The organism is Limihaloglobus sulfuriphilus (genome assembly GCF_001999965.1).
Lineage (GTDB): Bacteria > Planctomycetota > Phycisphaerae > Sedimentisphaerales > Sedimentisphaeraceae > Limihaloglobus > Limihaloglobus sulfuriphilus.
In genome coordinates, this window is sequence record NZ_CP019646.1 from 3652332 (window position 1) to 3664418 (window position 12087).

A 12087-nucleotide genomic window follows, 5' to 3' on the forward strand; every position below is an offset into this window, starting at 1 on the left:
TTTATGAATACCGGCAAACCTGATTAAAGACAACAGTATCTCTTTTTAGAGGTCTTTGTAAAGGATAAAATACCAGCTTGAGGCTGCGTCTTAACAAGCCGGTAGGAGTTCACGCTTTAGCGTGTATTTTTTTAACAAGCTGAAGCTTGTACTCTTACGGCGGACTCTTACTTAGCTCGTGGTCTTACTCTCGCGGGGCCGGAATTTCTGACGTGTTTATCTTTATCGGATTTTTTCGTGGTATGTGCCCGATAACCAGGGCTCGATGGTCAGCTCGTAATCAACGATTTCATCTTCATTGAAAAACAGCGATATTTCAGATTCAGCCGATTCGGGCGAATCCGAGCCGTGTACAATGTTGTAGTTCTCCGCCGTGCTGAAATCGCCCCTGATGGTGCCCGGGCGGGCCTGACTGGCTAAGGTTTCGCCCATTAGGTTTCTGCTCAGCTTTATGATGTTCTCGCCCTGCCATACCATAACCAGAGACGGCGATGAAGAAATGTAGCGGCAGAGCCGGTCGTAATAAGGCTGCCCCTTGTGTTCCTGGTAATGTTTCTCTGCCAGCTCGAGGCTTATGTGCATCATTTTGGCCCCGGTAACCCTGAAGCCCTTCATCTCTAAGCGGTCTATTACCCTGCCGATTATCTGACGCTGAACGGCGTCGGGTTTTATGATTATTAAAGTTCTCTCTTGCATCTTATATTATACCAATTAAAAAAGCGGGCTTGTATAAAACCCGCTTGAATGATTTTGAATAAATTATTTACCTTTTGGCACGATGTAAATCTCAACCCTGCGGTTTTTCTCGTTGCCGCGGTTGTTTGGCTTGTTCTCGGCTATCGGGCGGTATTCACCAAAGCCCCTTGCACTGAGCCTCTGGGGTGCGATTCCGTTATCAGTCATTTCCTGGATAACCGATATAGCCCTGTTTGTAGAGAGATGCCAGTTTGTCGGGTGTTTCTGCCTGGTCGCGGGTTTGGCGATACGCATGTCATCGGTATGGCCGGCGATAATCGCGTCAAAATCAGCCGCTTCCTGTGAGTTGAGGATCGCACAAAGCGTTTCTATTGACTTGACGGCACTAGAACTAAGTTTGTCGCTGCCGGGCTCAAACAGCAGGTCGCTCTTGAACTTGAGCGAGCCGGTTTCCTCGTCGAATTCCACCATATCGGTACCGGCGGCAAATTCCTCAAGCAGCATATTGAGCTCTGTCGGCAGGACGCCGCCGCTCTTTAGCAGCTGATCCTGAAGCTGTTTAATCAGCTCGTTTTTCTCTGCGATTGCGGTTTCCAGCAGTGCTATTTCTTCTGAACAGGCACCCTTGCCCGCGGCCTGGGACTGCCTGATAGCGTCTAACTGCTTCTGGAGTTTTTCGACCTCGAGTTTTGCAGTTCTCAGCTCGCTTTCAGCGTTTGAAAGCTGCTGGGCCTGGAGACGGTTCTGCATCCTGAGGCTGTCGTAATCTTTTTTAGCTACACAGCCGGAGGTCATTAAAGCCGCGGCCGCAATACTGACAACAATTAAAAATCTCGTTTTATTCATGCCTTATGCCCTTCATTTTATTTGGTAGATTGGTTTATTATTTTAGATACCGTCTGGGCTATTTTTTAGCCTTTTTGGGTTTCTTCTCTTTTTTCTTTTTTTCTTTTTTGGTTTTAGTTTTAGCCTTCTTGGGCTTATCGCTTGATGAGCTCATCATTGCACTTATGCCCAGCAGCAGTAGAGACAAGACCGCCAGGGCAATGACCACGTACCAGATGTACTTCTGGAGCATCTCAAAGATACCCGGGGTTACGCCTGAAACCGCGGCACTGACAACGATAGCGGCTATAACAACGCCGATAACCGGCAGCAGAAGCATTGCGCCGTAAGCGCCTGAAGTGGAATCAACATCGGCGGGCGTTTCAGCGGGGCCGGCCGCGGCGGGAGCAGAGAAAGCGACCGCTTCGCGTGTGAGATCTTTCTGCATATCAGGGCTTTGCTCTTCCTCTATCGCCGGAGTTTCTTCCAGCTTCAGTCCGGATTCCTCTGCCGGCTTTTCTTCCTGTCCCGGCTCATCGAAATTGAAGTCGTCGATCCCCTCAACCTGGTTTTCGTCATCTCCGGGCATTATATCGTCAAGGACAGCTCCAAAAGATGTGTCGTCTGCCTGAATAGACAAATCCAGCAGGCCAGAGCCGCTTTCGGCGGACTCGAGGTTTGCATCACCTGCCAGGTCTAAATCTGTCTTCTCCTCTGCCTGGCCGTCATTGAGCTCGGCATCGAGGTCCTCAAGCGGGTCAACAGTTGACCCTGCCATAGTGTCACCGTCAACGTTCATGGTGTCAGCGAGTCCGAGAATGCTCGACATCTCATTGTCGGCTGTGTTGTCGAAATCATCCATGTCCGTCTGGTCGGAGACGTTTGTTCCGCCGGCAAGGGTATCGTCTGTAATTGAAAATACAGAATCATCAGCCTCTGCGGTCTTATCGGAGTTTGCAAGCCGGTCAATTTCCTTTTTATCAAAAACGACCTCGGAACCGTTGTTCATCCCGATCAAATCGCCTTCTTTCGACATCGCTTTGATCTCGTCTTCCGTTTTTCCCAGCTTCTTAGCTGCCTGGGCAATCGTGTAATACTCGTCAGCCATTAGGCTTAATCCTTTTAGATAAAATATTTATATGTATTAAAACAATTATTCAGATTCCAAATATTCAAATTATATAGACTTATCAAATTCTTTCAAGAAATTTTACGACAGGAAAACTCCCAGGGCGGCCATTATTACCAAAAAAAACGCAAAAACCTCTGCCAAAAGGGTTTGTAAATCTGTCAGTTGATGTGTTTTTTGATTGCATCTGCCAGTTTTTCCGGATCTTGTGAGCCAATGAGAATTTTTTTGCCGTTTTTTAATGTAATCTGTAAACCCTTGTTTCCTTTGGCGTTGTACGCTTTGCCGTTTCTAAAGCTGTAACGTATGCCCCAGCCGCCGTATTCGAATACCGGTCTGTATTTGCGGGGGCAGTATTCCCGGATATCTTCGAACGGAATCTTTTTAAACCACGGCATAAAGGGCAGCAGGCGAACCCATACAGCGTCTTTATACACACGCGTCTGCATTTGAAATGTTACTAAAAGAGCCAATAACACTAAATTGATTATTATTGTAAAAAGCATCATTCCCGGCTCCAAAGGTTCTTCTTCGCTCTTGCCGGCTGCGGTTAATGCCGCCGCGGCGGCAGCGAAAGAGATGATAATCACGGCGATAAAAATCAAATTTATAATCCAGCTGAATCGCTGCACTTCTGAATATATAATTTCGCGGTCGGTGTTTTTCATTTTTTTCCTTAATTATCGCGGAAAATGATTATACAAAGATTTTTCCAGCCAATCAAATATTTTATCTCTGAGATCGTAAATGTCATTGCAGCCCAGGTTCATATGGTGTTTGCCTTCCTTGATAATGAGCGTGCTGTTTGCGGCTGCCTCGTGGAGTCTGAAGCTGTGCTCAGCCGTGACGTGCCGGTCATCACTGCCGTGAATCACCAGCAGGGGAGTCTCAAGCCCGCCGGCGGCATCGAGCGCGGTATCTCTGCGGGCATCAAAACCGGCTATCTTTCCCCCGTCTTCGACCGCTTTTTCTATGATTTTGCGGGAGGTAAACATCGATATAACAGGGTGTTCGAGCCTGGCAAAGTCGTAAGCCGTCTCGAGCAGCGAGGAAAACGGCTCGAGAGCTATTACCGCATCTACGCGGCTGTCTTTCGCGGCGGTTTGTATAGCGGTTGAGCCGCCAAGCGAAGTGCCAAAGAGTATAACCGGCCGCTCCACCGGCAGCGGTCCCCAGAGCCGATCAAGAAGTCTGCTGACATCCTCTGCTTCACGCCGGCCGTATGTCACATAATCTCCGGTTGTCCTGCCGTGCCCCCGCAAGTCCGGCAGGATACAGCGGTAACCGTGCGAAGCCATAAGCTGCGCCCAGCTTGAGGCATAGAACATCTTGTCAACCCCGAGACCGTGGAGAAAAACTACAGTGCCTTTGAACCGCGGCCCTGATCGCGGCGGCGTTTGTCTCTCCGCGGTGAACTTCAGTCCCATGTTGTTAAAATCGCCTTTATCGGGGTATTGGTCCAGATACATGATTTCAGGGATTTCTGCCCACTCCTGCGAGGGTATGCCGCTGTTGTGCAGGTCAAACTCCATTGAAAGTTTATCGTGTATGGCTGTGCCTTTGGCCGCCGCCCATTCATTTCTCGGTTCAATTACAACATAGTGCATTGAAATTTCAGGCGAGCCGATTGTGATCCTGCCCTGGGAATCGAACTGCCGGTAAGCCATCTGCTCCTCGCTTAGCTCGCCAAGTTCGTCAGCGGTTTTGCCGAAATTCGGGGCCTTGACAACCTTTTCAGCGAGATATTTGCTGCAGCCGGTAAATTGTAATAAAAATAATAACATAATCAGCAGAGTAACTTTTCTAAAGTAAAATGGATCCATGAACTTTACCCTTACACGGTACAATCAAATCAATTAGTAGAGCTTTCGCATCTTTGCTGTTGGGATGTTCATTTGCTGACGGTACTTAACGATTGTTCGGCGGGCTATCTTGATGCCTTTCTGTTCGAGTTTTTTCATTATCTTCTCATCGCCGAGCGGTTTTGATTTGTCCTCGTTGTCGATAATTTCTTTTATAACCGCCTTTATAGAATCGGTGCTCTGGCTGCTGCCGTCAGCCTGTTTCTGGGCGGTGCTGAAGAAATCGTGCAGCGGTATTACGCCCCTGTTGCACTGCACGTATTTCTCTGCCACGGCTCGGGATACGGTTGAGACGTGCATTTCTATCTCCTCGGCAATCGACACCATTGTCAGGGGTTTAAGATGCATTATGCCCTTTTCGAAAAACTCCTGCTGGCGGTTGACTACCGCCGTGGCGACCTTCATCAGCGTCTGTTTACGCTGCATAATCGCCTCTATCAGCCAGTTGGCGGAGTTTATATTGCGTTTAAGATAATTCTTCGTCTTACCGTCAACGGTTTTATCACTTGCCATGCGGCTGTAATAGCTGTTTATGTACAAATCAGGCAGGCTCGTGTCCGCCAGGCGCGGCTCATATACGCCGTCTTCATTTTTTTCAACGATAATGTCCGGCCTTATCGCCAGGTTAGGCCCCTGGCTGAATTTATCGCCGGGGGCAATATTGAACCTGCCAAGTTGTTTTATCGCGTCTGCAATTTCTTCGGGTGCTTTGCCCAGTTTTTTGGCGATATCAGCCCGCCGGTTGGCCAGCAAAAGCTCGTAACACTCTGTGAGTATTCTTCTTGCGGTTTCGAATCTCCGGGGCTCCTCCTGGTTGTCGATCTGGATTTTAAGGCATTCGGGGATGTCACGTGCGCCGACGCCTGCCGGCTCAAGCTGCTGTATCATCTCTAATGCTTTTTCGCAGGTCTTTCTCTCCAGCGGTTCATTTTCGTAGCCGCGGAGCTCATCGAGGCTGCCGGTGAAATACCCCTTGTTGTCAATCTGCTCAAGTATCGCGAAGCCCGCCTCGAGAAGTTTTTCGTCCTCGGTTGTCACGCTCCATTGCCGCACAAGGTACTCGTAAAGAGAGATATGGGTATCGGCGGTATTCTGAAGAGCCTCGTATTTAGGGTCTTCGTCCTGGTTTACGTTTCGTGTTTCACGGATTGGCCCGGTCTGGTTGACGGCGTCTTTGAAACCCTCATCAAGGCTGTCAAGCCGGTTGAAATCGTCGACGCCGTCGGTGTTATCGACAACGAGGTCTCTTTCGTCATAATTTTTGTCCGGCACCTGGTCGGAATTGTCGGCTTCGGGGGCGTCAGGGTCAGCGTATTCGGCTTCGAGTACGGGGTTTTTGCTCAGCTCGGCATCTATTCTCTGCATGAGTTCCATCGCGGGAAGCTGGAGAATCTCCATCGACTGGATCATCTTGGGAGCCAGAAGCATCTTCTGCTCCATCCGCATCTGGTTGCCTAACTCTAGTCTCATTGCGCTCATATTATCATGCCTGTACTGTTATGCAAAAGTTTGTATCTTGACTGATTGGTGTGGCTTTCTTCTGCCTTCTAAAAGATTTACCACATTAATTTGTGCGCATTATAACCATAGCGAATGCTATTTTCAACCCATATTGCAAAATTCATACCCAAACCGTTAGTTTTTTTGTAATAGTTAAAGCTGCGTAAGAGTACAAGCCCCGTAAGAGTACAGGCTTCAGCTTGTTAAGTAAAAAAAGCACGCTAAAGCGTGAACTCCTACAGGGATAGTAAGAGTCCAAGCTGCGTAAGAGTCCAAGCTTCAGCTTGTTAAAATGCAGATAATGTATAAAATAGAAGCACGCTAAAGCGTGAACTCCTACAGGGAACTCCTACAAGGAGCTTTTACGGTGAAAGTAAGAGTACAAGCTTCAGCTTGTGTATTTATAAACAATTAAACGTTTAAACGATCATCAGGATGTATGACTGGCGAAAAATGACACCGCAGGAACGGGCGGAAACGCTGCGGTTGCGGAAACAGCTTATACGGCCCTGGCACAGCCCGCCGCACTGGGACAGCGGGGAGAGCCGGTACTATATAGTTTCAGCGGCATGTTATGAGCACAAGCATATCGCGGGTGCAGTATTTTCACGGCTTGCGATGCTTGAAAAGAGCGTTCTGGAAATCTGCGAAAGCTGCTCTGAGAAGACAATCGCATGGAGCATTTTGCCCAACCATTACCATGTTCTGGTGAAGACCGAACATATTACGGAGCTGCGATATTCGCTTGGACGGATGCACGGCAGGCTTTCGCGGCAGTGGAATTTAGAGGACAACTGTCTCGGGCGCAAGGTGTGGCACAACTGCGTAGAGCGTATTATAAGGAGTGAGAGGCATTATTGGGCAACGGTGAATTATATTCACCATAATGCCGTAAAGCACGGGTTTGCTCAAAGGTGGGAACAATGGGTTTTCTGCAGTGCGGTACAATTTCTGAACGAGGTTGGAAGAGAGAAGGCTAAAGAAATCTGGAAAGCGTATCCTGTCCTTGATTATGGTAAGGAGTGGGATAAATGATTGTAATAAGTAAGAGTCCAAGCTGCGTAAGAGTACAAGCCCCGTAAGAGTACAAGCTTCAGCTTGTTAAAATGCAGATAATGTATAAAATAGAAGCACGCTAAAGCGTGAACTCCTACGGTGAACTCCTACGGTGAACTCTTACGGGGAGCTCTTACGGGGAGCTCTTACAGAAATTGTAATATAAAAAGTATTTATTTCTACGAAAGGCGGAATATATGCGAAAATTAAAATTGAGCATAAAAAAGATATTTGTGCCGGCAATTGTGTTTTTGCTGTTCTCAGGCGGGTCAGAGCTTTTAGCAAAAGAGACAGATACCGTTCAGGCCTCGGCTGTACTTACCGTTGCCCAGGGTAAGCGGCTGATAGCGAAAGCCGTCGCTCAGATGCCGGAAGTGCAGAAGGCGAAAAAAGACGGGATGATAATTATAACACGCGGCACAACCAATACTTATATCGCCCAGGAACTGACGGGTAAAAAGCTGATGCCGCTGGAGTTTGTGCTTGGCGCGGTTTTTCCGCCGGATAAGCCCGCTCCCAAACGGCCCGAGCAGAAAACAGATGAAATTGTTATTATCAATGGCAAGGTTGACGAGAAGATCAGCTTTGAAGACGCGTTAAAGCAGCTCAAGCCCGGAGATGTCGTGATAAAGGGCGGCAACATGCTTGATTACGAAAATAAAATCGCCGGCGTTTTTATCGGTGCTCCCGACGGAGGGACCTCGGGTAAAATTATGCCCTATGTGGTTGCCAGAAAAGCACATCTGATAATTCCGATCGGCCTCGAAAAACAGGTCGCCGGCTCCGGCCTCGAAACCATAAACCGGCTGCGCCAGCCGGTGGAGAGCCTCAACTATACGCCGTCAATGTTTTTGCTCAACGGCACCATCGTTACCGAGCTTGAAGCCATAGACATACTCTTTGGCATTGAAGCGTTTCAGGCGGGCGCCGGCGGCGTTGCCGGGGCCGAGGGAGCAAGCTGGCTTGTGTTCCGCGGCCAAAGAGCCAACGTGGAAAAGGCTAACAGCTTTATCACTCAAATCCAAAATGAGCCGCCGTTTATGCAAACCTCAAAGTCCTCAAATAACTCAGATGAGTAAAATGGCACAAATTATGCTGGCATCTCGTTTTGGAGTATCTATTTAAGCAGTGTGGTTCTTCTTTTATCTTGACAAATAGACATCAGAGAGTATTATAAAGTGCGTTTTAGTTGACTTAAAGGCTTAATAAGGAGTTATTTATGCAGAGATTACTTTTACTTACACTTACAATGACTATTGCTTTGAGCTGTTCCTGCGTTCATGCGGAGACTTACGGCGGTATAGAGTTTCCCAACGGCGATCTGAGTTTTGCAGATGCGGTGCTTAGATACGATCCTCTTTATGGCGGCGGCCCGGCACCAACAGCCGGTACTGATCCACAGGCTGCGCTGGGCATCCCCGACTGGGTCGGTAACGACGATGAACACGCCACACTGGGAAGGGGCGGACTGCTTGAACTGCTGTTTGTTGACAATTATCTGGTCAACAGCGGCGGCGAAGGCCACGATCTGCACATATTTGAAGTCGGCCCGGACGTTGAGGATACTTACGTAGCCATACGCCCGACGGCCGAGACGGCTTTGATTCTCGATCCTGCCACTTATGACGCAAACGAAGACGGATTTTATGAGATAGGAAAAGTTTACGGCAGCACCTCGTCTATTGACATTGACGCGATATTCCCCGGCTACCTTGCCGGAGAACTTGTCTTTGACGCTGTCCAGCTCATAGACGACTATAATGAAGGCGGCTCTTCGGGTTCTACTGTCGGGGCGGATATCGACGCAGTCGGAGCAATCGGCTCGATCAGAAGCTGCGACTATTCGCTGATGGGCGATCTTAACGGTGACTGCAGGGTGGATCTGCTGGATTTAGCTAAGATGGCATCCAACTGGCTCATAGACTGCAAGCAGACACCCGGCGATCCGGCATGTGTTCCGCTTGACTGATATATAAAAAAGACCGAAGAGGTTTTAATATCGTTAAAGAGCCAGTTGTAAAAATCGCAGCCAGATACCTAAAAGCTGTATCCAAATCTGGTATAAGCATAAGTTTTGGTGTCATATTCGGCTCATATGCCTGTGGCGGGGCCGATGAGATGAGCGATATCGATTTACTTGTTGTTTCGCCTGAATTCGATGGCGTTGTATCCCGGGATTTTGTAAACAGATTATGGCGGATAGCCGCCAGAACGGACAGCCGGATAGAACCGATTCCCTGCGGCGAAAAGCAATGGCTAAATGATAATTCCAATGCAATCATTGAAGTTGCCCGCCGTGAAGGCCAAACCGTAAAGAAATCAGGCAATGGGTAATAGACAAGTTTGAAATCCGCAGATTGCGCAGATTCTCGCTGATTGAAAATTTTAGGAACAGGCGGCAGTAAATCATCAGAGCCGTTCTTCACTTGTTTATCAATAATATCAGATTGCCAAACAAGTGAAGAATTATAGAGCGGTTGGTTCAGACATAAGCAATGGTTAATAGACATGATTAACAGGATTGACAGGATTTATTTTAATCTTGTAAATCTTGTAAATCCTGTCCAATAAATAGAAAAGTTTGTGTCGGGCTGGAAGCCCGACCTACGCAAAATAATCCGCGCTAATCTGCGTAATCAGCGGATATGTATTTTAAACACCCCGCCCTTCGGGCACCCCTCTAAAAGAGGGGGATTGGATTTGTATTTGCATTAGAAGGGTTTAATTTTGATCGTCTGGTTCTTGAGCCCGGGCCGGCGGCGATGTGTCTGCCGATAGACTCGATGCGTCCCCGCAGGCAGTGGCGGCACTGCTGGGCGGTTTCGTCGATACATGCCTTGGAAGGGTATATCTCGTATAGCGCCCTGTACTTACGCGGCGTCATGTTCGGCATAACGACGTTTGCCCCTCGCTGGAGGCCGAATTCCCTGCCGGTTGCCTTGTTTATCGTGGCAAGTGCGGTGGTGCTGGGGATGTTTGCCTCGGGGCAGAGTATGCGTATCAGGGCAATCATTTTGTATGTCATCAGCTCCGTCGGCCGCGGCTGCTGCGGGCTGTCCGGCAAGGGCATCTGTCCCAGCGGCGTATCCGGATGGGCAATGTAGGGGCCCACGCCGACCATGTCCAGATCGAGCTCTTTAAATAGCAGAAGGTCATTTGCGAGTGTCTCGTAAGTCTGGCCGGGGATTCCGATCATCACGCCGCTGCCGGCTTCGTAACCGAGCTCTTGCAGTTTGCGTATTATCGCTATCCGGTCGCTGATTGTCTGGGCGCGCTGCGGGTGTATTTTTTTGTAAAGATCGGGGTCGGATGTTTCAAACCGCAGCAGGTATCTGTCGGCGCCGCTGCCGCGCCAGAGTTTCAGCTCATCATCACCTCTCTCGCCCAGGCTAAGTGTAACTGCAAGGGGTGTTTGTGTTTTGATGGTCTCTACAATTTTGGCGATTCTCGCGGCGGTTATGCCGAAATCTTCGCCTGCCTGTATCACTACCGTGCCGTAGCCGTATTCCGCCGCCATCTGCGCGCATTCGATTATCTCATCGTCGGGCATACGGTAACGCTGTATGTCTTCATGTTCCCTGCGCAGGCCGCAGTAGTGACAGCTGCGGCAGCAGTAGTTTGATATCTCTATCAGGCCTCTGAGATGCACGCCGTCGCCGACGTACTGTTTGCGAAGACGGTCGGCTTTTTCCCAGAGCTGAGCGAGTTTTGCTTCATCGCTGGTTTTTAGATAGTCTAATATCTGATTTTTATCCATAGTATTCAGGTTGTTTTACATTTTTGGTTTATTTAAATCGCTTTGATAGTGATATTATAGCTTTATATTATAGTATGTCTATATGAAATACGACAATTTTTGTAAATAACTGCCGTCAAAGCGGCCGTTAGTAATTTCTACCAGATGCCGGCGATAGCTGCGCCGCAATGCGGGCATTTACCGTTTTCTATGTCATTTGAGTTGATGGTCCAGTTGTCCCGCTCAATAAGAGTCCTGCCGCACTGGGGGCATTTGGTGTCTGGGCTGTGGTCAAGACGTATGTTGCCCGGGTATATGTATTTGAGTCCGGCTTCCTGACCTGTCTGGCAGGCTTTTATTATAGTTTCCCGCGGCGTCGGCGGCACATCATACATCTGGTAGCATGGGTGGAACGCGCTGACGTGCCAGGGTGTTTCGGGTGAGACCTCTTCGGCGATAAACTCGCAGAGTTTTTTTAACTCTTCCTCGCCGTCATTCACGCCGGGGATTATAAGCGTGGTGAGTTCGATCCAGATGTCTGTATTTTTTTTGATATATCTTATAGAATCGAGTACCGGCTCAAGCTGTGCAGCGCAGAAGTCTTTGTAAAAATCGTTTGTAAAGGCCTTTAAGTCGATATTTATCGCGTCAAGCCAGCCGGCAAAGTCATCTATTGCCATATCGCTCATGTAACCGTTGCTGACAAAGATGTTATAGAGACCTCTTTTTTTGGCTATGTGTGCGGTATCCTTTGCAAGCTCATAAAAAATGGTCGGCTCGGTGTAGGTGTATGCTATGCTTTCGCAGCCGCTTTGCAGAGCGGCATTTACAATCTGATCGGGTGTTGGCCCGTCTTTTGGGGCGTCATCCTGATCAATATAATCGCTCTGGCTGATCTGCCAGTTCTGGCAGAATTTACACCTGAAATTGCAGCCTGGTGCGGCGATTGAAAACGCCTCGCTGCCCGGTTTGAAATGATAAAGCGGTTTTTTTTCTATCGGATCCGCGGCGGCGGAGCAGAGCCGGTCATAATTTAGAGAAACGAGTTCATTGCCGATGTTCATACGCTGGCCGCAGCGGCCCTTTTTGCCGGGTGCTATAACGCACTTAAACCCGCACAGATGACACTTTACAGAACCGTCTTTGTTTTTTTCGTATAGATATGCTTCTTTCATTTTGGTCACCTTCATTTTATAATAAACTCATTATAACATATCAGCTCATTTTTTCCAGTGTGCGATAATTTTTAAGAAGTAAAGCTCACGGCCGCCGCGACGCTCGCT

General features: G+C 48.5%; 12 protein-coding genes. 4 read left to right on the forward strand and 8 right to left on the reverse strand.

Annotated features, from left to right (window positions below; all coding sequences use genetic code 11):
* Positions 1-222: 222 nt before the first annotated feature.
* The 6 genes from ndk to rpoN all read right to left on the reverse strand — a co-directional run bounded on the left by ndk (position 223) and on the right by rpoN (position 5982).
* Complete coding sequence (gene ndk, locus SMSP2_RS13980) at positions 223-696, reverse strand: nucleoside-diphosphate kinase (RefSeq protein WP_146684643.1); 474 nt, start codon at positions 694-696, stop codon at positions 223-225.
* Between the two features lie 63 nt (positions 697-759).
* Positions 760-1542: an OmpA/MotB family protein gene (locus SMSP2_RS13985; RefSeq protein WP_146684644.1), complete on the reverse strand. Its 783-nt coding sequence runs from the start codon at positions 1540-1542 to the stop codon at positions 760-762.
* 58 nt (positions 1543-1600) lie between these two features.
* A complete protein-coding gene (locus SMSP2_RS13990) occupies positions 1601-2629 on the reverse strand; it encodes a helix-turn-helix domain-containing protein (RefSeq protein WP_146684645.1) in 1029 nt (342 codons plus the stop codon).
* Positions 2630-2811: 182 nt separating this feature from the next.
* The gene (locus tag SMSP2_RS13995) at positions 2812-3318 is read right to left on the reverse strand and encodes a DUF6141 family protein (RefSeq protein WP_146684646.1); all 507 of its coding nucleotides are present in this window, start codon (positions 3316-3318) and stop codon (positions 2812-2814) included.
* Between the two features lie 12 nt (positions 3319-3330).
* Complete coding sequence (locus tag SMSP2_RS14000) at positions 3331-4434, reverse strand: alpha/beta hydrolase family protein (protein ID WP_222566368.1); 1104 nt, start codon at positions 4432-4434, stop codon at positions 3331-3333.
* Between the two features lie 72 nt (positions 4435-4506).
* Positions 4507-5982, reverse strand: a complete 1476-nt coding sequence (rpoN, locus tag SMSP2_RS14005) for an RNA polymerase factor sigma-54 (protein ID WP_186804754.1) — start codon at positions 5980-5982, stop codon at positions 4507-4509.
* Positions 5983-6465: 483 nt separating this feature from the next.
* Here rpoN and SMSP2_RS14010 point away from each other — a divergent pair, with 483 nt between their 5' ends.
* From SMSP2_RS14010 to SMSP2_RS15145, 4 genes are all read left to right on the forward strand, one after another.
* Positions 6466-7047 carry a transposase gene (locus tag SMSP2_RS14010; RefSeq protein WP_186804755.1) on the forward strand — a complete coding sequence of 194 codons (582 nt, stop codon included), beginning with the start codon at positions 6466-6468 and terminating at the stop codon, positions 7045-7047.
* 218 nt (positions 7048-7265) lie between these two features.
* Positions 7266-8147, forward strand: coding sequence for a hypothetical protein (locus SMSP2_RS14015; RefSeq protein WP_146684650.1), 882 nt, complete (start codon positions 7266-7268; stop codon positions 8145-8147).
* 140 nt (positions 8148-8287) lie between these two features.
* Positions 8288-9037 (forward strand): hypothetical protein, encoded by a 750-nt coding sequence (locus SMSP2_RS14020; RefSeq protein ID WP_146684651.1) that lies wholly within the window; start codon positions 8288-8290, stop codon positions 9035-9037.
* Positions 9038-9150: 113 nt separating this feature from the next.
* Positions 9151-9402, forward strand: a complete 252-nt coding sequence (locus SMSP2_RS15145; RefSeq protein ID WP_257787951.1) for a nucleotidyltransferase domain-containing protein — start codon at positions 9151-9153, stop codon at positions 9400-9402.
* A 346-nt stretch (positions 9403-9748) separates the two neighbouring features.
* On the opposite strand, the gene hydE is transcribed toward SMSP2_RS15145, so the two are convergent.
* Both hydE and amrS read right to left on the reverse strand, forming a co-directional pair.
* Complete coding sequence (hydE, locus tag SMSP2_RS14030; protein ID WP_146684653.1) at positions 9749-10825, reverse strand: [FeFe] hydrogenase H-cluster radical SAM maturase HydE; 1077 nt, start codon at positions 10823-10825, stop codon at positions 9749-9751.
* A gap of 137 nt (positions 10826-10962) precedes the next feature.
* Complete coding sequence (amrS, locus tag SMSP2_RS14035) at positions 10963-11979, reverse strand: AmmeMemoRadiSam system radical SAM enzyme (RefSeq protein WP_146684654.1); 1017 nt, start codon at positions 11977-11979, stop codon at positions 10963-10965.
* Between the last annotated feature and the right edge of the window lie 108 nt (positions 11980-12087).